Raw genomic sequence first — 24,981 nt, forward strand, 5'->3', positions numbered from 1 at the left:
CATCATCCTGTTGCGCTGCTTTTTTTGATTATTTAAGTTTAGAATGTGAAATATTAAAATGTTCGCTATTGCGGAGAAAGAGTAGAAGTCCATATAGGTTTAGTATATGAAAGCCTGTAATATTTGAGATTTGTTTCTACATGGTATGTTGAGTTGGATATCGTCACGCTGAAAGATTTTTATGCTTCTGCACTTGGACTGCGCGTGCAAAAGACGCTGTGTGACCAATTGAATTTATGGTGGCCTGATCTTGCGGATAAACGGGTTATGGGGTTAGGGTATACACTTCCTTATCTTTCTGCATTGCGTGAACGTACCCAACAATGTTTTGCTTTTATGCCAGCTAGACAAGGTGCTTCGCCTTGGCCTTGTGTTGAGCAAGTTGCTACAGCGCTTGTTTTTGAAGAAGACTTACCGCTTTCTGATGCATCAGTTGATTGTATTTTATTGGTCCATGCACTAGAATATACAGAGAATTCATTTGAAACGTTGAATGAAATATGGCGTGTTTTAGCCCCTAATGGTCATTTGATTGTCATTGTTCCTAATCGTTCTGGCTTTTGGGCGCGCAATACGACTACGCCCTTTGGTTATGGCGAACCCTATACTCGCCAACAGATTACGCGTTTGTTTGAAAAAACAAATTTTATTTCTGGGCCAATCCAAGAAATTGTCCATTATATGCCCTCTACAGGCTATGCGTCGCGATTGTTCTCACTTTTTTATGAGCCATTTGCACGCCATCTTTTTCCTTATTTTGGTGGACTCTTGATTTGTCAGGCACAAAAACGTGTTTATCAGGGGGTGCTTGTACAGCGTCGTCAGTCGCGACGTGTTTTTATTCCTGCTTTATCCCCACAGACGAGAAATATTTTAATTTATAAAGATCATTAATCATTTTGCTATTGGCATAAGAATCGCAAATTTATAAGGCTTCTTTCATCTCAAATTGTATGTGAGCGTTTTTTTTTCATCTCATTTTTTTAATGCAAAGAAATGATTTAAGATATTAAACTTATTTTTGAAACGATTCATATCAAATCAGAGGTTTAAACGATAACCGTTTTGATCTGTCATGAGAATTTGTGCATTAGAGGGATCATTTTCAATTTTTTGTCGTAAACGATAGATATGGGTTTCTAAAGTATGGGTGACAACGTTTTCATTATAGCCCCAAACTTGTTCTAACAATGTTTCACGGCTGACAATTTTATCATTAGCATAATAGAGGCATTTGAGAATTGCTGCTTCTTTTTCTGTGAGATAGATTTCATTGTTGCATTGATCAAGAAGAAGTTTTTTTCTTAGTTTAAAAGTATAGGGACCAATATGCAAAGTTGCATCTTCATTTTGTTCATATTGGCGCAACTGTGCTCGAATTCGCGCTAATAATACTGCAAAGCGAAAGGGTTTTGTCACATAATCATTGGCGCCTGTTTCAAGATCTAAAATGGTATCGCAGTTTGTATCATCATTCGTTATCATGATAATGGGGGCACGAAATCCTTGGGTGCGTAATTGTTTAACCGCTTTGCGACCATCAAGATCAGGAAGTTCAAGTCCCAAAATGACAAGATCAATATTTTCTTCTTGGATTATTTTCATTCCCCTTTCAGCTGTTTTTGCTTGGAAAATTTCAAATTCTTGATGCATTTGCAATTGTTCTACCAAAATGGGGCGTAGATCATCATCTTCAATGATTAAAAGAGTATAGTTGTTCATGTTTTTCCTTATAGCCATGTTAAGGCACTGATTAGTAAAGAGTAGTTTCATAAAAAATGAGCTTTCATGCAAGAAAAATTAAAAGAGAAAAATTAAAAAAGAGCGTCTCTAAAAACTGAACTTTTATATGATTTCTATGGTTATTTACTAAAAAGAAGATGTATCGTTATGCGCAGAATATTTATACATTGATTGGAAGCGTTGTGCCCCTTGGTATTTGAGCCTTTTCTTCAGTTATGTTGAAAAGATGCATCATGAACAGAGTATTTGTGCAATTTTAGGGGGCTGTATTGAGAAAGAGTGCAGAATACAAAATAACAAGGAGAAATATATTAGCATGAGAATACGATAAGGGATGCATTGTACTTGTTCTTCCACGCTATAAAGCACTTTTCCATGTGTGTTAATGAATAAAAATTATTGTTTTAAGATCAAAGCATTTCTTTCTTAAGGTTGCCCATCAAACACACTTCTTTCCATTCATCTTCTGTCACGGGTTGTACGGATAAGCGGCTGGCGTTGACCAGCACCATATTGGCTAGTTTGGGATTAGCTTTAATTTGTTTTAATGAAACAGGTGTTGGCATGTCACAAAGTGCACGGATATCCACACATTCCCAGCGTGGATCAGAGCTTGTAGAATCAGGGTGTACCTCAGCACATATTTCGACAATGCCTACAATTTCTAAACCTTTATTTGAGTGATAAAAGAAACCTTTATCGCCATATTTCATGGCACGCATATTATTACGGGCTTGATAATTGCGAACACCATCCCATTGTTCTCCACCCGCTCCTTTTTTCTTTTGCATCTCCCATGACCATTTATGAGGTTCAGATTTAAAAAGCCAATAAGCCATGTGTTCACCTTTTTCATAGACCGTTATGCATTCATCATGTTCCTTTTTTATAAGCATCTTTGTAACATCATCAATGATGATTTTTTAAAGTGGTGTAAAGAACGGGCATTATCTATTTTTTGTTTCAAAATAATTTGTAATAAGGAGTACGCTTCAATTGATAATGTTGTATTTTGCTTTAATCTTTTAGCAAAAAAATATATCAATGTATCGAAGAATAGACGTAAAATTTCTCAGCCATGAAGGTTTTATCATCTTTTCGGCTATGATTGTGAAACGCAGTCATGAGAGGCGCATTACATTAGAAAAAACTTAGAAAGAAAATTAGTTTTAAAAAGTTACTATAATGGTTGTGAAACAAATAGATAATCAAAGGTGAATATTTAAGTTTGCATGTCGCGTCTTGGGTCGAGTAAATCGTGTGAAATGAGAAGCAGATAGAATCGTTTGCAGGTAGGAAATTGATTCAATAACCATCTAGATTGTTTACAGACTTAGATTGAGTAAAAATCTTCGTTCTTTGAAAGGTGGGGAAATCAATTTATTTATGCTTTTGTTCCACGGCGTCCCATTCCGATCAAGGGCATGGCTTTTTCATCTAATGGCCAGCGTGAGCGAGGGGCAATATCAAGAGAGCTTGTTTCTCCTTGTGCGAGCTTTTGTGCACCGGCAAAAGCAATCATTGCAGCATTATCGGTACACAAGGAAAGAGGAGGGGCTATAAATTCAAAACCATGTTGGTGGGCAAGTTCTTGCAACGTAGAACGAAGTGCTTGGTTTGCAGCAACGCCGCCCGCAACAACTAAAGCAGGAGAATGTTTTCCTTGATCATGAGAGAGAGGATATTGGTGGGTAAAGTGTTGTAGAGCCAAATGAACACGATCACGCACTGTATCGGTCACGGCGGCTTGAAAACTTGCTGCAATGTCAGCAACATCATTTTCTGTAAGAGGCGCTATGGCCGTTGCGGCTTGTCGAACAGCTGTTTTAAGACCTGAAAAAGAAAAATCTAACCGTTTTTCACCTTTTAAAGGTCGCGGAAGAGGGATGCGATTTTTATCACCTAATAAAGCTGCTTTTTCAAGCGCTGGTCCACCAGGATAAGGAAGACCTAAAAGTTTGGCAGTTTTATCAAAGGCTTCTCCTAATGCATCATCAATGGTGGTTCCTAAACGTTGATAGTTGCCTATTCCATGAACAAGGATTGTTTGTGTATGCCCCCCTGAAACTAAAAGTAATAAATAAGGAAACTTGACATTGTGCGTTAACACAGCTGTTAAAGCGTGTCCCTCTAAGTGATTGACGGCAATAAATGGTTTTCCAGTGGCAAGAGAGAGTGCTTTTGCGCTCATAACGCCTACCAATAGTCCCCCGATCAAACCAGGTCCACTGGTGGCTGCAATGCCATCAATATCTTTTAATTTGGTGTTTGCTTCTGTGAGAGCTTGCAGAATTAAATGATCAAGAATTTCAACGTGGGCACGAGCGGCAATTTCAGGAACAACACCGCCGTAAGGTGCGTGATGATCAATTTGGCTCCAAACAATATTAGAAAGAATTCGGCTGTTTGATTCATTGTTGTATTCAATGACAGCTGCTGCCGTTTCATCACAACTTGTTTCTATTCCCAACAGACGCATTTTAAACAAAACCTTATTTTGAAGCTTCTTTCTCGCGTGCGTACCATGAACAGAAAAAGATGCAAAGTATTTCTCTTTAAGAATTGATTTTTCTACGAGAGAATGAATTTTGGTACTTTCTTTGAATTTTATGGCATTGTTGATTAAAAAATGAAGCTGTATTTTTAGTATAAAATTCAGATGTGTTTTTAAAAACTTGTCTATTAAAGTTTATCATTGTAAATGTTATTGATAAAAATGCGATTTAGAAAATTTCCATAAAGTTATACTCTTTGTAAAAATTGTGTAATGGAAACAAAAATATTTGAGAAAAGCTTCATTTTTAAAACTTTCTTCATTTTATTATTTTATCATTAAAAAAAGTGTGCACAAAAAGTGACAGAGATGGTCGATTCTTCAAAATCAAAAGTTAAATCACATTATGCTGGTACGCGCCGTAAGAAGCCAGTCATTGAACATGAAGCTGTTTCCCATGATTTAGAGGAAAAAATACAAAATTCTGTAGAATCTCATGCACGAGAAAAACAGAATATCCAAAGTCAGGATAAAAGTATCTCTCGCACATCTTGGTTTTTGTTTCCCCTTTCAGGGATTTTAGGGGGACTCATTGCTTTGGGAATTTTTGTGGGGCTTCAATGGGCAGGTTTGTTTTCTTTTCCTTTTGTGGCAAATTCTGTTGGAGGGGAAAAAGTTTTGCAGATTGCTGAAGCTGCAAAAAGCCAAGGTAATAAAACAAAAGAACAATTGGAACGAATGCTTCAAGAAATCGATGCGTTAAAAACAGAGTTTTCTTCTTTTTCATCACAACAGTTTAAAGCAATGAAAAACGATGAGCTCTTGCAAAAAGAAAGCAGAAAAGCTTTTGTGGTTTTAGAGGAAAAAGTAAAAGTTCTTGAGGAGGCTGTACAAGCTTTTGTTGGAGAGTCAAAAGAAATAGAAACGGCTTTGTCTGTTGGGCAGAGCAATGCACATGATCTTGCTTCGTTAAAAAAACAGCTGGAAGCACTACAGGAAGAAATTACGGTTAAAAATAGTGAGAAAAAAGAAATAAATACGGCACTTTTTACAGCGATCAGTTCGTTAAAAAATGCTGTAGAGCGGGGTGGATCTTATAACAACGAATTACAACTGTTACAGCAATTATCACCCTCGATTGATGGACTTGATGTGTTGCAAAAGACAGCTGATGTAGGTCTTCCAAGTTCAGCACAACTTTCAATTGATTTTGCTCATGTTGCTGATGCAATTGTTGGTACGCAAAATATTGTTGCGCCAGATGCTGGTTTTTTTGACCGAATTTTAGCGTGGATAAAAGGGCTTATTGTTTCACGACCGATTGGAAATGTTGAAGGGATGACGCTGGGGGCGATTGCAGCGCGCATGGAAGTTGCTATTCAAGCCGGTGATTACGAAAAGGCTTTGAGCGAATGGCAATCATTGCCCCAAAGTGCAAAAGATGTTTCAAAGGATTTTGTTCAGAAGCTTGAAAGGCACATTGCTATTCAACAGTTGCTGCAGCAATTGTTGTTGTCTGTGCAACAAGGGTCTTTTAAGGCAACAAAGATGTAAATAGGCTCCAGATGATACGTGTTTTTATTTATACTTTTGTTGTTTGTATCCTTGGATTAGCTTTTGTATGGGTTGCTAATCACAATGGTGTTTTTGTCCTTACATTTTTGCACTCCAGATTTTCTGCTTCATTGCTTACAATGTTAAGCGTGCTTACGTTGCTTTTTGTAACGCTGGTGCTTTTATGGTGGTTATTGTCTTTCTTTTTTTCCATACCGAGTGCTCTTTCCAATTATTTTTATAAACGCCAACGAAAGCGCGGTTATGAAGCTCTCTCAAAGGGGATTCTTGCAACTTTTGCTGGTGATGGTATGGTTGCACAAAAAATGGACGCACAGGTTGCTAAATATCTTGCAGGAAAGCAAGAACCGTTGGTAAAATTTTTAAAAGCACAAACCTTGTCATTACAAAATAACTCTGTTCGTGCCATCAGCCTTTATGAGGAGATGAGAAAGGAAGAGCCAACAAAACTGGTTGGACTTTACGGTTTGTTTCGTGAAGCGATGAAGAGTAAGGCTTATGAAGCAGCACAACAATATGCACAAGAGGCACTAACTTTATCTCCGGCACTTTTATGGGCGCATCAGGCGGTGCTTGATCGGTTGGGGGCTGAGGGTAAATGGGATAAGGCACTTACTGTTTTTGAAAGAGCGCAAAAAGCTCTTCCGCGTTCTGTTCGTTCGACTCCAGAGCGGCAGCATATACAGGTTTTACTGTTAAGTGGGCAAGCACTTCATCTGTTTGATACACATCCTGTGCAAGCACGTGAAGCCATTTTGAAAGCTCATAAATTGGCTCCTGATTTTGTTCCAATAAAAATTATAGCTGCTAATATTCTTTATAAATTAAATGAAACGCGTAAAGCGGATAAAATGATTATAGCGGCTTGGCAGAAGGAGCCCCATCTTGATTTGGGGGCGCTTTATATTGAAAGAGAAGAAGGAGCCATTGGACGATTGAAAAGGGCTAAGACACTTGCTTCTTATAACAAAGATGTATTTGAGTCGGCTTTTCTTATTGCTAAAGCTGCTTTGGATGCTGGTGAAACGACATTAGCAAGAGAGCAAGCACAAAAAGCATTACAGTATCATCCACGGGAAAGTGTTTATTTATTATTGGCAGATATTGAAGAGGCACAGGGAAACAATCAAGGCGCTGTGCGTCAATGGCTTTCCTTAGCACTTCGTGCTGAACGTGATCCAGTATGGATGTGTGAGGGGGCTATTTTTTCTTCTTGGTCAGCTGTTTCTCCAATCAGTGGACGTTTGGGTTGTTTTGAATGGAAAGCACCTCCCCGTGTACCTTCTCTTACATTAGAGGCAGTCAATATTGTGCCAAAAAAGCAAGATAAAGAGGACGTTGTAGAAAAAAGTGAGGAGATTGAGGATAAAAAGCTTGAAAAATTAACGTCTATAGACGATCCTTTTTTGTATAATATACAGGTGGAGAAACAAAATATAAAAGAACAAGATGCGAAAACGTTCAGTCGAGTTCATTTAAATGTTGATGATCCAGGGGTTAAAACAGAAACAGAAGAAGAAGGGGCGTCTTTATCGAGGAGGAAGTTTCGTTTATTTTAAATTGTGCCAATAGGGTGAGTGGGGTGTTTTTTCAGAAGAAACAATGAATGTAGAAGAAAAAACTTGTTATTAATCTTGCACAATAAATTATTCTCTTATGCTTAATAGACTTAAAAAAAATGAAGTTTTTCCTCGTTACAGAGGTGATTGGTTATAAAATGTTTTTAAATCAGAGATGTCTTGGTAAAAAGCAAAAAAATAGCAAACCAAGGATTGCAGTCGTTATTCATCGGCGGTCTACTTATACGGGTCGTTTGGGAAAATTTTTACAACAAAATGGTTTTGTTCTTGATGTTTATCATCCTATTTTTGGGCAAAAACTCCCTGACACATTAAAGCATTACGCTGGTGTTGTTATCTTAGGGGGACAGATGAGTGTGAATGACAGCGAAGCTTATATTGGTGAGGAAATTGATTGGATTTCGTTATCGCTAAAGGAAAATAAGCCTTTTTTGGGTATTTGTCTTGGAGCACAAATGTTAGCGCGAAATTTAGGCGCGCGCGTTGGTACAAGAAGTGATGGGAGTGTTGAAGTGGGCTGGTATCCACTGGAAGTAACACCACAAGGGAAGGAATTAATGAATTGGCCAGAAATGGTCTACCATTTTCATGATGAAGGTATTTATGATTTACCAAAAGAGGCAATGCTTTTAGCAACGGGGAATACGTATCCTACGCAAGCCTTCCGTTATGGAAACAATGCATGGGGTTTGCAATTTCATGCTGAGTTTACACGCGCTATGATGCGACGTTTGTTAGCGCGTTCGGCACATAAATTAACCGAAAAAGGTGCTCAGCCTGCTTGTGCACATTTAAAAGGGCGTTTAATCTATGATCAAGCTTTAAGCCTATGGTTTGAAGGTGCATTACGGCAGATCTTTTGTACACCGACCGCACTTGTGTGAATATGCGCTATTTATTGTCATTCTTGTTGTACTGTAAAAACAGTGTTATTTAAGGTTAAAGAGAGAAAACTCATGTGAAACTTTACATATAAGGTGTTTTTTGTTAGAAAACTCTCTTAAGGAAATCTTGCTTCTTGAGATCATGGGGTGCTGCATTTTAGGATGATAAATTATGAACAGCATGAAGTGGTTAGCAGACAAAGCCCTATTAGATTAAGAAGCGGGATTGTTTATAGATTGGTGAATGTTTAAGAATCTTTGTCCTTTTTAGGGTGGGGTGAAAATCAAAAGATAAAGAAAGTTTTAAAATTGTCTACATCCTCTCAAATACCATCATCACAAAAAAGTTTTTCTTTGCGCTATTTATTTTGTGGGCTGTTTTGTCTTGCTCTGATCCTTATTTATAGCGCTTTCTGGTTTTTTTTTCACGTAAAATAGAAAACTATGTTTCTGATATATCCGCAAAAGCGTCTTCTGGTAGTATGGCGGCGGTGTGCGAGAATGTACGCAAAAATGGTTATCCTTTGCGTATCGGTGTTGTTTGTGACAAGTTTCAATTTTCTTGGCCTTTATATGGGGTTTCTTTATCGACGGGGCGTTTGACGGTTGGTGCACCAATTTATGCCCCTCATTTGGTTGAGTTTAATGTTGATTCTCCTGCATCAATTGTTTTTTCTGAAAAAACTTCCGTAGTATCTCGTTGGCGCAATTTGGTGATTGAAACAGAACCTTATTGGAAAACAGGTCAGACATTGAAATTTATCGCTGAAGGGCTTGAATTTTCTCCTCTTTCCTCTTCCCTTGAGGATCAAAAGCTTCAAGAAACAGGGGGATCACAAACGGCAGATAAAAAGACGATACAACAAAATGTTGAAGATCAGGCATCGTTGCAAGATATTCCTGATGTGGTTGCACAGCCATTAGAGTCAAAAGGTGTCTCTCAAAAAATAACGGCAGAATTTTTACGTTTTGATCTTGAACATGAAAAAAATCATTTCTCAGGAAATATGACTTTTGACGGTTTTGATGTTTCTCCAATTTTTATATCTTCTTTTGTTGATGTTCCAAAAATTGATGGCAATTTGAAATGGATTTTAAATGATGTTTCTCTTCTATCTGAAAAAGGAGGAGAAAATTGGAGACAGCATCTCTATGGAAAAAGTGGCATTTTAAAACATGGTGAATTGGCTTTTCATACAGGTGGTGGGGTGCATATCAGTGGACCTTTTTCTTTTGATGATGAAGGATATTTGACAGCAACATTTGAACTTGTTTGTATACAGCATGTGAAGTTTCTTGAGACTTTGAAACACTTGTTTCCTGAAGAGGCGGATAATTTTAAAGCGTTATTTTTTATTTTGAGTACACTTCCTAAAAATGCAGATGGCGCTCCCGTTCTTCCTTTGACTGTTAGCCATGGCTGGGTAAAACTGGGATTTTTAAAGCTTGGTCGTCTTGCGCCACTTTAGGTTTGAGAAGAAATTGGCAAGAGCGTCTGTATGGCAACATATTGATTTATAAAAAAGTGTTCACTGTTTTACACGTTGAATGAGGGAAACGTAGAATATGCGACTCTCCTTCAATATGCAAAATGATAAAGGTATGATTGTAAATCAAAGCATTTATATTTTGATGATGAAGGATATTTGACAGAAAAATTTGAATTTGTTTTTTTGTTCTATCCGCAGGAATTCTTAACACTTTGCAGCGCTTGTTTACCGTCAGGCCTAAAGTTTTCAAGTGTTATTTTTTATTTTGATACTCTGTTTAAAAATGAGAGACAGCATTCCCGCTCTATCCTTGTTGATTGTAGCTTGCTAGCAGATTTTGTATATTTTGATTCAAGTTTTGTACCAATTCATTTTATTTTAAATTATTTTTAAGGGGCTCTCAAAGGTCTTTAAAGAGCTTTCAAAGCCCATCATCCCTTTTGTTACAAAATTTCGATTTTTCCCATTTTCATGTGTTAAAATCCATTTTTATAAAACGCACATCGACTGGTAAAAAATGGTTATGAAAACAATCAATACATATTTTTCCCTAATTCCATTTGGTGTAAAATCTATTGTCAGACCAATATTGATATTGGTCATAGATAAATAGAACAAGGATAAAAGATTGGCTATTTTGTTCTGCTTTTAAAGCTGAAAATTGATGTTTTTACTTTGAGAAATCAATTCTGTTGTCGCTTTGAAATTGTTAAACAATTTTGTTGTGATAAGGAGCGGGATTTGTATTTTGGATGCTCTATCTTAAAATGAAAACTCCCGCTCTATCCTTGATGGCTTGCTGTGGTGGAATAAAATGGGCATTTTACTGGGTCATTTTGTACTCATTTTAAGTTTGAAAGCCAGTATTTTGAAGTTGAGAAATCAATCCTGCTGCAAAAGTAAAACGAGAAATATTGAGATCATTTTCAATAAGAGCGCTAATGCGGTTTGTAATATTATGAATATCATCTTCTTTTGTTTTTTTCCAAGTAGCAAAAGGATCCTCTTTTTTTCCATAATTCTTGAGGATTTTTATAACGATTTGCCGTAAGCTTTCGGAAACATTTTCTTTGGCTTGGTTTAAAGCCATACTATCATAGTAATCGAGGATAGGAATTGTTCTTCTCGCTTCGTTAATTCGGTTGATACGAATGATTTGCGCAAGTGAGAAATAGATCCCTGCGGTTTTAATAAGATCGCTGTTGCTTTGTTTTGCAATTAAAGAAATATCACAGATGGTTGGAGCGGCTTCCAAGAGAGCTAATTGTTTTGCTAATGCTTTTGGTGCTCCTTCTTCGCTGTAGTGTCGTGCTTTTTCTTCAATCTTTTGCTTAATATCGTTATCGTTAGAACGCATAAGCTCTTTTTCAATAACACTACGGGCTTGTTTTATTGTTTTTACAATTTCTTCTAATGGACGTGAGAGATCCATGTTGTGCAAACCCCAATTGGTTGTTTCAAAGAGCATTGGGGTTATTGCTGCGTAGAATTTGTTTTGAACAAGACCGGGTATTTTATTATCAAGCTTATCAATTTGATCAGACAATTGAGAAATTTCAAAACTATCACGGATGGCAATGAAAACGCGAATAATATTTTCAACCTTTTGGTCTGTTGCATCGTGGAGTTGATTAACAAAAGTAGGACCGCCACGATTGACAATATCGTTGGCAATCAGCGTTGCAATAATATTACGACGCAATTGATGGTTGATGACTTCCTTCTCAAAATTTTCTTGAATTTGGGTTGGAAAATAATTCAGCAAAGCTGCGTTGAAATAGTGATCATCAACAATGGGGCTATTGGCAATTTCTTCTTTGAGCGTTAATTTAGCATAGGCCAAAATAACGGCGAGTTCTGGACGGATAAGACCTTTGCCTTGGGTTGTTCTTTGTCGTAAAACTTGTTCATCAGGGAGTACTTCAACCCTGCGATCTAGAAGTTTTTTTTGTTCCAAATCGTGCATAAAGCGTATTTGATAGGGTAAATCAGCAGTGCTTTGGCTTTCTGCTAAAGAAAGAGCAAGGGGTTGTAGATAATTGTTGCGTAAGACGAGTTGTTCGACTTGAGGTGTCATTTTTTTCAAGAGTTTATTGCGCTCTTCGCGGGTAAGTGTTTTAGCACGAAGTGCTGATGCAAGGACAATTTTAAGGTTAACCTCAATATCAGAACAATTTACACCGGCAGAATTGTCAATGGCATCCGTATTGCAGCGACCACCATTTGAGACATATTCAATTCGTCCACGTTGGGTCATGCCAAGATTAGCGCCTTCGCCAATAATTTTTGCACGCACTTGTTCTCCGGTAATGCGGATTGCATCATTTGCACGATCACCTACTTGGGCATCACTTTCTGTAGTAGCGCGGATGTACGTACCAATGCCACCAAACCATAAAAGATCAACAGGGGCTTTGAGAAGAGCAGAAATAATTTCAAAAGGGGTTCCTGTTTGTTTTTCGAAACCAATGGCTTTTGCTGCTTCGGGTGAGAGCGTAATGGTTTTTTCTTTTCGTGAGAAGATACCACCACCCTTTGATAATTTACTTTGGTCGTAATCTTGCCAGCTTGAGCGAGGCAGTTTGAAGAGACGCATACGCTCTGCATAGCTTTCCTCTGTGTTTGGATTTGGATCGATAAAGATATCACGGTGATCAAAAGCAGCAATCAATTTTGTTTGTTTGGAAAGGAGCATTCCATTACCAAAGACATCACCAGACATATCGCCAACACCGACACAGGTGAAAGGCGTTGTTTGAATATCGTGATTAAATGATTCTCGAAAATGTCTTTTGACGGCTTCCCATGCACCTTTGGCTGTGATCCCAATTTCTTTATGGTCATAGCCTGCTGAGCCACCAGAGGCAAAAGCATCATCGAGCCAAAAATGGTTTGCTTGGCTGATAGCGTTGGCTGTATCAGAAAAGGTTGCTGTCCCCTTGTCTGCTGCGACAACAAAATAGGGGTCAGGATCATCATGACAAATGACATTATGGGGCGCACTTATTTTGCCGTTAACCAGATTGTCTGTGATGGAGAGCAAAGCTGTGATAAAGTCCATATAAGCTTGTCGTGCGGCTTCTACGATGAGAGCACGGTCACTTGTTTGAGGAAGGCGATGGGGATAGAATCCACCTTTTGCACCCGCAGGAACGATAACGGCATTTTTAACTTGTTGGGCTTTGACTAAGCTAAGCACTTCTGTGCGATAATCTAATGCGCGGTCAGACCAACGAATTCCGCCACGGGCGATAGGTCCAAAACGCAAATGGACCCCTTCAACTTCTGGTCCATAAACAAAAATTTCTCGATAAGGGCGCGGTTCAGGTAAGCCTTCAATTTGGCGCGGATTTAATTTGGTGGCTAAAATACGCCGTGGACTGCCGTCGCTAAGAGGTGTAAAGGCATTCGTTCGTAAACTCGCATCAATAAGGTTACAATAACGACGTAAGATAAGATCATCATCTAAACCAGATACTTTCCGTAATTTTTCTTCAATGCGCTTTTGAATAATCTGTTGCTTTTTTTCCCGTTCTTTTTCTGTATGGCTTTGATGAAATTTTAAATGAAATAAAGCATAAAGTTCTTTGGTAATATCGGGATAAGCATTTAAAGTTTGGGCTACGCGGTCTTGCGAATAAGGAATTCCAGCTTGTTGGAGATAACGTCCGTAATGGCGCAAAATAACAATTTCATGCCAATCAAACTCAGCTGTTTGGGTGAGGGCGTTAAAGGCGTCATTATCAGCATTTTGTGCCCAAATGGCTTCAAAGGTTTCGGCAAGCTTTTGACCGTCTTTTTCAAAATCGAGGCAGAGTTGAAAAGTACTTTCTAGTTGCATATCATGAAGATATACAGATTGTCCATTGCCATCTGGTAATTCAAGCGTTTGTTCCGCGATAACGCGAAATCCCATATTTTCAAGCAGTGGTACACGTTTGGAAAGAGCAAGGGCTTTATGGCGGTGAAAGAGCCGAAGAGAAATGTTCTGTTTTTCTTTGTTTTGTGCGTGATAAAAGGTCACGAAAAGAGGCTTTTTATCATGAAGACTTAGAATATGTCCGGCATCTTTAATGGCATCTTCTGCTGAAAATAAATCACGATAACTGTTGGGAAATTCACGGGCTAGACGGGTTTGTGGTTCTGTTATTTTGTGGATCAGAGCGATGGCTTGAACACTATCTTCCCAACTTTGTGCGATTGAACGCACATGTTGTTCAAGTGTGGCGCGCTCATGAAGCGGAACAGTTTCGCTACCTTTGCGATGGATAATATAATAAACACGGATAAGGGTACTTTCTAAAAATAGCGGATAGGATTCAAAAAAGTCGCCTTTATAAAGCTCAACAAAATGTTCGCCAACTTTTTCACGGAGGCTGCTGCTGTATTGGTCACGTGGTACGTAGACAAGGATAGAAACAAAGCGCCCAAAAGAATCAGTGTGGACAAGTACGCGCAAACGAGGGCGTTCGTCAAGTTGCAGGATCAGTTTGGCATTTTCTGTTAATGTATCAACATCCGTACGAAACATTTCATCTCTTGGATAGGTTTCTAAGACACTGACGAGTGCTTTTCCAGAATAGTCAGCACGATTGTATCCAAGGCGTTGAATAATGGTTTGGGCTTTTTCTTTTAAGAAAGGAATTTGCAAAATAGAGCGTGTATAAGCTGAAGAGGTAAAAAGCCCTACAATGCGTAATTCTCCACAGAGTTGGTCTTCTTTATCAAAGATTTTAAGACCAATATAATCGAGCCAAACGGAACGGTGAATTTTGGAACGACTGTTTGCTTTTGTCACAATAAACAGGTTATCACTTTCCATAAAGGATAAGACTTCCTGAGGAGGTTCTTTCATACTTTCATCGTCAACAATATGAATAGAAGCATCCGCGAGTATACCAAGTTCAATGTTACTTGCTGTGAAAGATTTTATAGGTTTTTGATCTTTGATGAAGTTGTAAGTGCGCATGCCAAGGAAGATGAAATTATCGTCTTTGAGCCAGTGAAGAAATTCAATAGCCTTTTCGCCTTCTTGTTTGTAGTGTGAGGGAAGGCTTGTTTGATAGGCATGAATATGCTTTTCAACTTCTTCAAGCATAGGTTTCCAGTCTTGTACAGCAGCATTAACCTGCTCAAGAACTAAGGTGAGTTTATTTTCAAGTTTTTGGATCTGTTGTTCGTTTAACGACTCGATGTGGATTTGCATCAGACTGATGCGTTTTCCAGAAGAACAATCAAGAATAGGGTGTGCAATCAAATAAATATGGTTTTTATGTTGATTGAAGACATTTAAAATGGAATCAAGAAGGAAGGGTTTGTTATCATTGACAAGAGTGATAACAGTTATCGGTTTGTTATTGCGGGTCAAATTTTGTTCAAAGCAGATGGTATTTTTTCCTGCTTGGTGGAGATTGAAAGCTCTTACGGCGATGGCGGCGGCTTTTTGAAGTTCTTTATTTTCGTAATGAACAATATCTTCTTTATCAGTTTGAGCAAAAAGGATTTTTTCTATTTTATCCGGTGTGTTTTTTGTTTCTATTGTTTTTTGTTGTAACACATTTACTCTCCCTTTTTGCTCTTAGGGGTCTTTTCTTGTTTTCATTATTTAAGAGCAGACCATTATACTCTTTTACACTGTAACACTTTCTTCCTAAAGAAAACAGCTCTTTATTTGCAAAGAATGACTTTGTTTTTGTTATTTTTTAGTAATAATTTGCACTTTAAAGAAATATTTTACATCAATGAAGGGGTCTTTTTAGTATTTTTGTGTGTTAATAGTTTGTTTTTCTAATTATATGAAATGAAAGTAAAGAGAGAATGAGAAGTAAAAGAGAGAATGACCCGTTTACCAGAAAGACTTTTAAGTGGTTACCAAAACTTTATAAATAATCATTTTTCATATAAAACAGCACATTATCAGCAATTGGCGATTGAGGGGCAGAAACCTGAAGTTTTGGTTATTGCTTGTTGTGATTCGCGTGCTATCCCAGAAATGATTTTTGATGCTAAGCCTGGGGAAATTTTTACCTTACGCAACGTGGCAAATGTGGTTCCTCCTTTTTCCCCTGATAACAAATATCATGCAACATCAGCGGCTCTTGAATATGCTGTGCAATTGCTTGAGGTGAAACATATTGTTGTTTTTGGTCATGCCCATTGTGGAGGCGTTCGTACGGCTCTTAAGGAGACATGTAAATCTTTATCATCAAATGATTTTATTGGCCAATGGATTAGTCTTTTAGCGCCAGCCGCAGAAATCGTTTTGAATAATAAGTCGCTGTCTTGGCCAGAAAAACAAACCGCTTTAGAGCAGCTTTCTATTCGCCATTCGTTGAGAAATTTAGAGACGTTTCCGTGGATAAAGTTCCGTAAAGATCAAGGTATTTTGACGTTGCATGGGGTTTGGTTTGATATCTCTAGCGGGAAATTATGGAGTATGGAACAGGAAACAGGTTGTTTTATGTGTGTTGAAGTTGAAAGTTTTGAAGTGTAGTATTTGCTGTTTTTATTTCTTCGTATAAAAAGACATTTTATGATAAAACTTGACAAAGCTGGGGTTTTATTGTTTGAAGGAGCAAGCTTTCAGTGACAAAATTAACTTGGAGCCACCGACTGAGACCCCAATGCAAGGGTATGAAGAGATCTCAGAGGTCAACATTCGACGGCGCGATGCGTTCTCGGATGCTATTTTGGTTTGTTTGTTATGTAACTTTATTATGCAACGATGAGGTAAATAATGTTTGAATCCTTGCAAGAGCGACTTGGTTCTATCCTGTCTCATTTGACGGGACGTGGCGCTTTGTCGGATCAGGATGTTGCAGAGGCGCTGCGTGAAATTCGACGCGCTTTGTTGGAAGCTGATGTTGCTCTTGATGTTGTTCGTTCTTTTACCGATAGGGTGCGTGAAAAAGCTGTTGGAGCTGAGATTGTTAAATCAATTAAACCAGGTCAAATGGTGGTTAAAATTGTTCATGACGAATTGGTTCGTATTCTTGGAAATGAAAGCGTTCTGAGTGATTTGAATGCGCCTGCGCCTGTTGTTATCATGATGATTGGTTTGCAAGGTTCGGGAAAAACAACCACAACAGCAAAGCTTGCAAAACGTTTCACTGATAAGCACAATAAAAAAGTTCTCATGGCGTCATTAGATACACGTCGTCCTGCTGCACAGGAGCAATTGCGCCAGTTGGGAGAACAAGCAAAACTTGCAAGTTTGCCTATTATTGCGGGACAATTGCCCGTTGATATTACATCACGTGCTGTGCAAGCTGCTAAATTGGGCGGTTATGATGTGCTCCTTCTTGATACCGCAGGACGTAATCATATTGATGAAGCTTTGATGCTTGAATTGGCTGAGATTAAAGCGTGTTCTCTTCCTCATGAAATTATGTTGGTAGCTGATAGCTTGACGGGGCAAGATGCTGTTCATCTCGCGCGTTCTTTTGATGAGCGCGTAGGGATTACAGGGATTATTTTAACACGCATGGATAGTGATGGGCGTGGGGGTGCTGCTCTTTCTATGCGCGCTGTGACAGGAAAGCCAATTAAAGCAATTGGAACCGGTGAAAAAATAGAGGCTTTGGAAGAGTTTCATCCCAGCCGTATTGCTGATCGTATTCTCGGAATGGGGGATATTGTTTCTTTGGTTGAAAAAGCTGCTGAAACAATGGATCATGAGAAAGCTGCTGCTTTTGCAAAAAAAATGCAGGCCGGAAAATTTGATTTGAATGATCTTGCAGAACAGTTGCAGAAAATGAAAAAACTTGGTGGGATGGGCGGTATTATGGGTATGTTGCCAGGATTGGGCAAGGTCAAAGAGCAGATTGCGGCAGCCGGTCTTGACGATCGTTTGTTTAATCGTCAATTGGCTATTATTTCATCCATGACACCGCAAGAGCGTGCAAATCCAGAGCTTTTAAAACATAGCCGCAAACAGCGAATTGCTAAGGGGTCTGGGACAACAGCAGCTGATATTAATAAACTTTTGAAGATGTATCGCCAAATGGCAGATATGATGAAAGCCATGGGTGGTAAGGGAAAAAGTGGTTTGATGGGAAAAATGTTAGGAGGCCTTGGTTCCAAAATGGGATTTGGAGGGATGGCAGGGGCAAATTCTCCAGCTATGCCTGATTTATCAGGATTGGATCTAAAGCAAATCTCAACACTTCAAAAGCAGATTGAAAATGGACATGGAGGGAAGCTCTTGCCTGGACTTCCCGGACGTAGTCCTACATTTCCTGGTCTTTCCGGTGCCATTGCCGATAGGGAAAAACTTCCTCAGCATCTCAAGAAAAAATAAGATGTAAAGAGGGAAAGGAATATGATGCAGGAAACAGTATTGAACGAATTGGAACATTTACGCGCATCTATTGATAATTTTGATGCAGCTTTGATTCATATTTTAGCAGAGCGTTTTCGTTGTACCAAAGCTATTGGGCAGTTAAAGGCGCGTTATGATTTGCCTAAAGTAGATCCTCTGCGTGAGCAACATCAAATAGCGCGTTTGCGGCAATTGGCTATGGATAGTCATCTTGATCCTGATTTTGCTGAAAGATTTTTGAAGTTTATTATTAAAGAAGTTGTGCTTCATCATGAAATTATTGCTGAAGAGCAAAAAACAAAAAAGTCAATTTAAACGAAAGCCAGAGCTGACAATAGGAGATAAAATATGGCATTGAAAATTCGTTTGTCCCGTGGAGGTTCAAAGAAGCGTCCTTACTATCATATCGTCGTTGCAGATGTTCGTAGTCCGCGCGATGGGCGGTTCCTTGAACGTGTTGGTGCATGGGATCCAATGTTGCCTAAAGATGGACTAAGGGTAAAACTTAATGAAGAACGTATCCAATATTGGCTTGGACAAGGAGCTCAACCAACAGATCGCGTTTTACGGTTTTTAGATGCAGCTGGCTTAAAAAAGCGTCCAGTCCGCAATAATCCACATAAAGGTGAACCAGGTAAAAAAGCACAAGAACGTATAGCAGCAGCAAAGCAAGCGGCAGAGGATGCTGCAGCTGCGGTTGAAGCAGAATCTGCTTCAGCATAAAGAATGATTGTTAATCAACGCCTTTTTAAAAACTTCTAGAAGAACAAATATTATCCGTTTTTGCCGATCAAAAACGGATCTTCTTTAAAAGGGTGTTTATTTAAAACGGCGTTGGTTTTTTAAAGTTCCATTTTAGAGATCTATGGCTTTAAAAATCGATGGCGCGGCCTTTAATTTCCCAGTCTCCATAGCGGGAAGGGTCTTTGCCGCCGCGTCCACCATTTTCTAACGGTTGTTCTTTTGTTGTTTCGTCTTTACGTCTTTCTTCAGCTTCTTTAAGAGCACGTTGTGCTGCGGGAGGAAGAGATTGCTGTTTAATAGCAGTTGAACTTTTTTGGTTTATTTTTTTATCTTTTTTATTCATTTTACACCTATTCCATTGAAGAAGCAGAAAGAAAACCCCATCATATAGTATTGGTAAACTTTTATCATGGAGTTTTTTAAGTAATGAATATAATGCGTACAGCCATGCTTTTGGCTTTTATGACGGCTCTTTTTATGGGGGTTGGTTATCTTGTTGGAGGGGGCAGTGGCATGGTCGTTGCTCTTTTAATGGCAAGTGGTTTAAACTTTTTTTCTTATTGGAATTCAGATAAAATCGTTTTGCGCATGTATGGTGCGCGTGAAGTGGATCAGCATTCCTCATCTGTTTATTATAAGATTGTAAGCGATTTAGCTAAAAAAGCTTCTCTTCCTCAACCAAAAGTTTATGTGATTGAAAGCGCGCAGCCAAATGCTTTTGCAACAGGGCGTAACCCTCAAAATGCCGCTGTTGCTGCAAGTCGCGGCTTGTTAGAGCGGTTAAGTGCAGAGGAAATTGCTGGTGTTATGGCGCATGAGCTTGCACATATTGAGCATCGTGATACCTTAACCATGACTTTAACAGCAACGATTGCTGGGGCAATTTCAATGCTTGGCAATTTTGCTTTTTTTATGGGGGGACAGCGCAGCTCTTCGGAAGATTCTCATGGTGTTGGGGCAATTGGAGGATTTATTGCATTGCTCGTGGCTCCTTTTGCTGCAATGCTTGTGCAAATGGCCATTAGCCGCACGCGTGAATATGCTGCGGATCGGAGGGGAGCTGAAATATGTGGTAATCCTTTATGGTTGGCTTCGGCATTGCGTAAAATTGCTGATGGGGGGCATGGCGTTTATAATGAAGAAGCAGAACATAATCCAGCAACAGCGCATCTATTTATTATCAATCCTTTGAGCGGTGAGGGAGCGGATAGTCTTTTTTCGACCCATCCAGCAACGGTAAATCGTATCGCTGCTCTTTATCGGCAAGCAGAAGAGATGAAAGGGGCTCTTGTTGAAAGTGGGGGATGGAATGAAGAAGGTCGTCTGAATAAAAAAAGCAACGAGATGGATTATGAAGATTTTCATAGTCGTCAGGCTCGTGCATCAGGTGAGCAAGAAGATAGCACTTTTCAGCGGGTTACAAAACGTCCTTCTTGGCTTCGTTATGAAAATTCAAAAAGCTCTCGTTCATAAAATTTTAAAGGGGATTTTTGGCGGATTTCTTGAGGAAGCAGTGATATAAAGGTGTTATTTTGAAACACAAAAAAGCGGGGCATGTGTCTGAAAAAGATGTTCCAGGATTGGCTGTTCGGCAGGTGTGTGTGCGTCTTTTAGGGGCGGTTGTTGATAGGTATACACCTCTTTCTGGTTTGACGGATAATGAACACGGGCATCCACAATATTTAAAGCTTTCACAACGAGATCGTTTATTGTGTCGGGCTATTTTGACAACGTCATTGCGTCATCGCGGGCAGATTACGGCAGCTCTCTCACGCTTTTTAGCACGTCCTTTGCCTTTACAAGCACTTTCACTTCAACATCTTTTGCATATCAGTGTGGCGCAAATTCTTTATCTTGATATTCCTGATCATGCAGCGATTGATTTAGCTGTGCGTGTGGCAAAATTTGATCCGCGTATGCGTCGTTTTTCAGGGGTGGTGAATGCTCTTTTGCGCAATGTCGCACGGGAGGCAGTATCTTTACGCCAACAGGTTCCGACCATTGAAAGTGTTCCAGCGTGGTTTTCCCAGCTTTTAGTATCCGCTTATGGAATAGAAAAGGCGCATCAGATTATAGAAATTCAAAGTGTGGAGCCCTCGCTCGATTTGACAGTAAAATCTGATAGTGTTGGATGGGCTGAGAGACTTGGTGGTGTCGTGTTGCCTAATGGTTCTGTTCGATTGAATCGTTTGGAGTGTTCTGTTTCTGATTTACCAGGCTATTGTGAAGGAGCTTGGTGGGTTCAAGATTTTGCCGCTGCGTTGCCTGCTTGTTTAATAGGAGAACTTTGGGATAAACGCGTTGCTGATCTTTGTGCTAGCCCTGGCGGGAAAACAGCACAATTGGCTTTGCAAGGCGCAGAGGTGACAGCCATTGAGCTTTCTGCTAACCGCGTAAAGCGTTTAAAAGAAAATATGGAACGGCTTCATTTTTCCGTTCACATTTGGCAAGGAGATGTGAGAAATTTTCATCCCACACAGCTTTTTGATGCAGTTCTTCTTGATGCTCCTTGTTCTTCTACAGGAACGATCCGTCGTCATCCAGATATTTTATGGACCAAATCGAGGGATGATGTCGTCAAGTTAGCGGCGTTGCAATATGATTTGCTTGTCGCAGCAATTGCTTTGGTCAAGAAGGGGGGACAGATTGTTTTTTCTAATTGTTCATTGGCAAGAGAAGAAGGTGAAGATCTTGTTGAGAAAATTTTATCGACACACAGTAACATTGTTTTAGATCCTATTTATCCAGAGGAAATGGGCGCATTGGCACATTTGCTTTGTGAGGGAATGTTGCGCACGACGCCGGCGGATTTTTGTCATAAAAATTTTGATGCTGAGAAAACTGTGTTTTTAGGAATGGATGGTTTTTTTGCTGCGCGCTTACGAAAAATTTCTTAATTAACGTTTCATTTACAAAAATGGTCGAAATTGTATCTGATTCAGCATAGATGGAGATGGAATTTTGGCGGTTGCGGTAAAAGCTCCTCAGGTAAAAGTGGCAGCCTGTGTCGATACACTACAGCATGTTATGCGGCGTTTATGGGTTGGGCCCTTATTTCGTTGGCGGTTTTCGGGGTTTCGTCCTCATAAAATTTTAGCGCATCCCGTTGATTTGCATGTGGCTGATCCGATGATGGCGCATGAATTTTATCATGGTCGTTTTGCTTTTGCTGGTCATATCGTTCATTCTGGTGCTGTTTCGCCATTTTCATTGGTTCCGCCAACGCTGGAATGGGAAGCGGCTTTACATGATTTTCATTGGTTGCGCCATATGGAAGCAGCAGAAAGTGATTTAGCTGCAGCGCATGCGCGCACGCTTTTAGAGGATTGGCTTGACCATGCTGGCAAAAAGGTAAAAGGGCTTGCTTGGAGTGGTCCTGTTGTTGCGCGGCGTTTGATTTCGTGGATTTGTCATTCGAAAATGTTGCTAAAAGGGGCAAGTGAGCGGTTTGAAAAACGCTTTTTACGGGCGCTTGGTTTGCAATTTCGTTACTTGCGCGTAACAATTTGCAGTATGGATCATGATGATAAACGTTTACAAGCAGCAATAGCTTTAACGTTCGCCTCTCTTGCGTTGCCTGTTTCTGCGGACGTGAAAAAAAAGGTACAAACCACGCTTATAGAAGAGCTCTCACGTCAGATTTTGGTTGATGGTGGGCATATTTCCCGTAGTCCTATCATCTTACTTAATTTGTTATCAGATTTATTATCTTTACGTTATCTTTTTATGCGGAGCAATGAAACAGCACCCCGTATTTTAATTGATTCTGTTGAGCGTATGTTGCCAGCTTTACGATTCTTTATCCATGAGGATCAAACATTGGCACATTTTAATGGGGTTGGTCCCCTTGTGTCAGAACGATTATCGGCACTTTTGGCACTTGATGAAACAGATGGGCATCCTTTTAGTTATGCCCGTTATTCAGGGTTTCAGCGCTTAAAAGCTGATCAAACAACAATTCTTGCCGATACAGGAAAATTTCCACCACGCTCTGTCGCACAACAGGCTTGTTCGGGGTGTTTGTCTTTTGAAATGTCCTCACAAGGACACCGTTTTATTATTAATACTGGTGTTAACCCTGACGGGCGGGAAGACTATCGACATTTAGGGCGTGTTACTGCAGCCCATTCAACAGCGACGCTTAATGATTGTTCGGTGGGCATTTTTTACAAAAAAAAGAAAAATGGCGCTTCCTTTTTGTTTGATGGACCAACAGATGTTCAAGTGCGTCGTATAGAGGATTCAGAAAAAACGGGTTTTATTGCCAGCCATAACGGTTATGTGCGACCCTTTAATCTTATTCATGAGCGTGGTCTTATTCTGGCGACAAGTGGAGATATGATCGAAGGCTTTGATTGCTTTTTTATGCCCGATAAAGAGGGAAAGAGACATAAGAGGGTACAAAGTGAACAGGATCTTGTTGCTGTTCGGTTTCATCTTCATCCTCAAGTTAAAGTTAACTATGATGGTGAGCGTGTGTGTTTAGCGGTAAAGAACGAGCACATGGAGGACGAGCAAGTATGGCACTTTGTCTCGCCTGATGCTGATATTTGTCTTGAAGATTCGATTGATTTTGCCGAATTAACAGGCCCGCAAAGGACACAGCAGATCGTTTTATATTTTCACCCTGCATTTCAGGAAAAAGTTCGCTGGCGTTTTATCCGTCAAGCGTTTGATAAAAAATCAAAACATTGTTCCAATCTATAGTCTATAGAGTTTTTATCTTTGTGTAAAACAATCATCGTTTATTGCGATAATAGCCTATTTAAGGATCATGTAAATTTTTATGCGTTAAGTATTTTTATGGGCCGTAAAGGAGAGAATATTTAGAGGATTTTCTTTATAAGTATTACCATAAAGAGAGGGATATGACACGAATTGAGAGATATTTTTCAAACAAAATCGTGTGAATGTGCAGCATATAATGATGTTTAAATTTTGCTTCTTCTGTTTTGCGTTGGGGATATGATTTTATTAAAGAGCGAAAAAAAAGGTGAGGGAGTGCGCCTCATTTTTTAAGAGATATAGACGTTTTTGAAAGTCGTAAAACGGAATTAAAAAATGACGGTAAAGATGTGAATAGTTTTTATCCTCGAGACTTCATATTTTTGCTAAACTGGATTGTTTCTCATTTTAGAAATAAACTCTATCATATCCTTGCGCCCATATCGTATACAAAAGTTGATAGAGGAAAGCATTAGAACACCTTAATCTTTATTTTGATCTATTATTGCTGTTTATAGCGTAACAAGCTGTAATCATCACATACTCTTTGCCAGTTTCTAATGTTGCGGCATCCTTTGGTGCTTGATACGGTTTGTTATAGGCACTTGTAGTTTTTTGACAGTTTCATTCTACGCAGACACTCCTCGCTTTTTACGAGTAAGAGACATGGTTTTAGTTGATTCAATATAGAAAGACCTAAGATAAGACAATCTTACAGAAGAGTCTCTCATTCAACACATAAATAATGAACACCCTTGATAAATCAAAAATTGCCCGTCATAGAAACATTGATAATTTAAGAAACAACATCACACCAAGAGTTTCCTTTCAGAAAAAATCTCTTCTTCTTTGTGTTGTCATACTAAAATTGAAGTCACAATAATCAACCCGACGATGCTTGCCCCTTTAAGGCATTCCTTCAAATATTCTTCAAACAACTTTTAGGAAGATTTACGTGAATAGCGCCGCGCAACTGAATCAATATCACCGCGACAAATGCCAAGATCATTGAGTTCATATGTCGAAAGACGGCTCAATGCATTAACGGTCCGGCGATAACGACGCCAATTACTATAAGAACGGAGAATATTCATATCCTGTACTCAAACTTTGTTACACTCTCTAACCTTAAGAATAGAGCATATTATTCAAAAGAGTTGTGCTATAATATCATAACAGGTATGCATCAGTATAAAAAAGAGACCCTTTAACACGTGTCTCATGTAAAAGGATAACTTAAGTTATTCATAACGATAATATCTTATTTCTGAAACAATGGTTAAATAATGTGCATTTTCTGCGGTGATATTTTCTTCATTACGCATAGATTCTCTGGCTTGAATAACTGCTCCCATTTCAACAGTTATCAATCGATATACGATTTATGAGAAATCTTTTGAAACGATTGTCTCATATGAAGAAGGCA

The 24,981-nt window shown here is 39.1% G+C and carries 18 protein-coding genes and 1 pseudogene; 12 read left to right on the forward strand and 7 right to left on the reverse strand.

The annotated features are described in order from the left end of the window. The first annotated feature begins 123 nt into the window (after positions 1-123). Complete coding sequence (locus CER18_RS05145) at positions 124-894, forward strand: class I SAM-dependent methyltransferase (protein WP_100129004.1); 771 nt, start codon at positions 124-126, stop codon at positions 892-894. Between the two features lie 147 nt (positions 895-1,041). On the opposite strand, the gene CER18_RS05150 is transcribed toward CER18_RS05145, so the two are convergent. From CER18_RS05150 to tsaD, 3 genes are all read right to left on the reverse strand, one after another. Beyond that, positions 1,042-1,722 (reverse strand): response regulator transcription factor, encoded by a 681-nt coding sequence (locus CER18_RS05150; RefSeq protein WP_100129005.1) that lies wholly within the window; start codon positions 1,720-1,722, stop codon positions 1,042-1,044. Positions 1,723-2,153: 431 nt separating this feature from the next. After that, positions 2,154-2,582, reverse strand: a complete 429-nt coding sequence (locus tag CER18_RS05155) for an EVE domain-containing protein (RefSeq protein ID WP_100129042.1) — start codon at positions 2,580-2,582, stop codon at positions 2,154-2,156. 545 nt (positions 2,583-3,127) lie between these two features. After that, the gene (gene tsaD / locus CER18_RS05160; protein ID WP_100129006.1) at positions 3,128-4,222 is read right to left on the reverse strand and encodes a tRNA (adenosine(37)-N6)-threonylcarbamoyltransferase complex transferase subunit TsaD; all 1,095 of its coding nucleotides are present in this window, start codon (positions 4,220-4,222) and stop codon (positions 3,128-3,130) included. Between the two features lie 384 nt (positions 4,223-4,606). On the opposite strand from tsaD, the gene CER18_RS05165 reads away from it, so the two are divergent. From CER18_RS05165 to CER18_RS05180, 4 genes are all read left to right on the forward strand, one after another. Further along, the gene (locus CER18_RS05165; protein ID WP_100129007.1) at positions 4,607-5,791 is read left to right on the forward strand and encodes a COG4223 family protein; all 1,185 of its coding nucleotides are present in this window, start codon (positions 4,607-4,609) and stop codon (positions 5,789-5,791) included. Between the two features lie 11 nt (positions 5,792-5,802). Next, the gene (locus CER18_RS05170; RefSeq protein ID WP_100129008.1) at positions 5,803-7,371 is read left to right on the forward strand and encodes a heme biosynthesis protein HemY; all 1,569 of its coding nucleotides are present in this window, start codon (positions 5,803-5,805) and stop codon (positions 7,369-7,371) included. 158 nt (positions 7,372-7,529) lie between these two features. Continuing rightward, entirely contained in the window at positions 7,530-8,276 is a 747-nt protein-coding gene (locus CER18_RS05175; protein WP_100129009.1) for a glutamine amidotransferase, read from the forward strand. A gap of 482 nt (positions 8,277-8,758) precedes the next feature. Then, positions 8,759-9,745 (forward strand): DUF2125 domain-containing protein, encoded by a 987-nt coding sequence (locus tag CER18_RS05180; protein ID WP_245410054.1) that lies wholly within the window; start codon positions 8,759-8,761, stop codon positions 9,743-9,745. 868 nt (positions 9,746-10,613) lie between these two features. Here the strand turns inward: CER18_RS05180 and CER18_RS05190 are convergent. Beyond that, entirely contained in the window at positions 10,614-15,323 is a 4,710-nt protein-coding gene (locus CER18_RS05190) for an NAD-glutamate dehydrogenase (protein WP_100129012.1), read from the reverse strand. Between the two features lie 279 nt (positions 15,324-15,602). On the opposite strand from CER18_RS05190, the gene CER18_RS05195 reads away from it, so the two are divergent. From CER18_RS05195 to rpsP, 4 genes and pseudogenes are all read left to right on the forward strand, one after another. Further along, on the forward strand, positions 15,603-16,259 hold the full coding sequence (locus CER18_RS05195) for a carbonic anhydrase (protein WP_100129013.1): 657 nt from the start codon (positions 15,603-15,605) through the stop codon (positions 16,257-16,259). Positions 16,260-16,502: 243 nt separating this feature from the next. Beyond that, positions 16,503-18,065 carry a signal recognition particle protein gene (ffh, locus tag CER18_RS05200; protein WP_100129014.1) on the forward strand — a complete coding sequence of 521 codons (1,563 nt, stop codon included), beginning with the start codon at positions 16,503-16,505 and terminating at the stop codon, positions 18,063-18,065. A gap of 24 nt (positions 18,066-18,089) precedes the next feature. Next, positions 18,090-18,418: pseudogene (locus CER18_RS05205) on the forward strand (chorismate mutase). Positions 18,419-18,434: 16 nt separating this feature from the next. Then, positions 18,435-18,809 (forward strand): 30S ribosomal protein S16, encoded by a 375-nt coding sequence (rpsP, locus tag CER18_RS05210; RefSeq protein WP_100129015.1) that lies wholly within the window; start codon positions 18,435-18,437, stop codon positions 18,807-18,809. A 148-nt stretch (positions 18,810-18,957) separates the two neighbouring features. Here rpsP and CER18_RS05215 read toward each other — a convergent pair whose 3' ends face one another. Beyond that, a complete protein-coding gene (locus CER18_RS05215) occupies positions 18,958-19,173 on the reverse strand; it encodes a DUF1674 domain-containing protein (RefSeq protein WP_100129016.1) in 216 nt (71 codons plus the stop codon). Between the two features lie 83 nt (positions 19,174-19,256). Between CER18_RS05215 and htpX the strand changes: the two genes are divergently transcribed. The 3 genes from htpX to CER18_RS05230 all read left to right on the forward strand — a co-directional run bounded on the left by htpX (position 19,257) and on the right by CER18_RS05230 (position 23,537). Continuing rightward, the gene (htpX, locus tag CER18_RS05220) at positions 19,257-20,303 is read left to right on the forward strand and encodes a zinc metalloprotease HtpX (RefSeq protein WP_100129017.1); all 1,047 of its coding nucleotides are present in this window, start codon (positions 19,257-19,259) and stop codon (positions 20,301-20,303) included. 59 nt (positions 20,304-20,362) lie between these two features. Continuing rightward, positions 20,363-21,727 carry an RsmB/NOP family class I SAM-dependent RNA methyltransferase gene (locus CER18_RS05225; RefSeq protein WP_100129018.1) on the forward strand — a complete coding sequence of 455 codons (1,365 nt, stop codon included), beginning with the start codon at positions 20,363-20,365 and terminating at the stop codon, positions 21,725-21,727. A gap of 64 nt (positions 21,728-21,791) precedes the next feature. Then, positions 21,792-23,537, forward strand: a complete 1,746-nt coding sequence (locus tag CER18_RS05230; protein WP_100129019.1) for a heparinase II/III family protein — start codon at positions 21,792-21,794, stop codon at positions 23,535-23,537. Between the two features lie 959 nt (positions 23,538-24,496). Here CER18_RS05230 and CER18_RS05235 read toward each other — a convergent pair. Both CER18_RS05235 and CER18_RS10720 read right to left on the reverse strand, forming a co-directional pair. Beyond that, positions 24,497-24,649 (reverse strand): DUF1127 domain-containing protein, encoded by a 153-nt coding sequence (locus CER18_RS05235; RefSeq protein WP_012232557.1) that lies wholly within the window; start codon positions 24,647-24,649, stop codon positions 24,497-24,499. Positions 24,650-24,796: 147 nt separating this feature from the next. Further along, the gene (locus CER18_RS10720) at positions 24,797-24,925 is read right to left on the reverse strand and encodes a hypothetical protein (protein WP_280951574.1); all 129 of its coding nucleotides are present in this window, start codon (positions 24,923-24,925) and stop codon (positions 24,797-24,799) included. Positions 24,926-24,981 lie beyond the last annotated feature (56 nt).

It is taken from the genome of Bartonella tribocorum, from assembly GCF_002777915.1.
Classification (GTDB): domain Bacteria; phylum Pseudomonadota; class Alphaproteobacteria; order Rhizobiales; family Rhizobiaceae; genus Bartonella; species Bartonella tribocorum_A.

Coding starts and splice junctions, on each gene's coding strand:
- CER18_RS05150 (WP_100129005.1), bottom strand. CDS start 1,722: ATGAACAACTATACTCTTTTAATCATTGAAGATGATGATCTACGCCCC.
- CER18_RS05155 (WP_100129042.1), bottom strand. CDS start 2,582: ATGGCTTATTGGCTTTTTAAATCTGAACCTCATAAATGGTCATGGGAG.
- tsaD (WP_100129006.1), bottom strand. CDS start 4,222: ATGCGTCTGTTGGGAATAGAAACAAGTTGTGATGAAACGGCAGCAGCT.
- CER18_RS05165 (WP_100129007.1), top strand. CDS start 4,607: ATGGTCGATTCTTCAAAATCAAAAGTTAAATCACATTATGCTGGTACG.
- CER18_RS05170 (WP_100129008.1), top strand. CDS start 5,803: ATGATACGTGTTTTTATTTATACTTTTGTTGTTTGTATCCTTGGATTA.
- CER18_RS05175 (WP_100129009.1), top strand. CDS start 7,530: ATGTTTTTAAATCAGAGATGTCTTGGTAAAAAGCAAAAAAATAGCAAA.
- CER18_RS05180 (WP_245410054.1), top strand. CDS start 8,759: ATGGCGGCGGTGTGCGAGAATGTACGCAAAAATGGTTATCCTTTGCGT.
- CER18_RS05195 (WP_100129013.1), top strand. CDS start 15,603: ATGACCCGTTTACCAGAAAGACTTTTAAGTGGTTACCAAAACTTTATA.
- ffh (WP_100129014.1), top strand. CDS start 16,503: ATGTTTGAATCCTTGCAAGAGCGACTTGGTTCTATCCTGTCTCATTTG.
- rpsP (WP_100129015.1), top strand. CDS start 18,435: ATGGCATTGAAAATTCGTTTGTCCCGTGGAGGTTCAAAGAAGCGTCCT.
- CER18_RS05215 (WP_100129016.1), bottom strand. CDS start 19,173: ATGAATAAAAAAGATAAAAAAATAAACCAAAAAAGTTCAACTGCTATT.
- htpX (WP_100129017.1), top strand. CDS start 19,257: ATGAATATAATGCGTACAGCCATGCTTTTGGCTTTTATGACGGCTCTT.
- CER18_RS05235 (WP_012232557.1), bottom strand. CDS start 24,649: ATGAATATTCTCCGTTCTTATAGTAATTGGCGTCGTTATCGCCGGACC.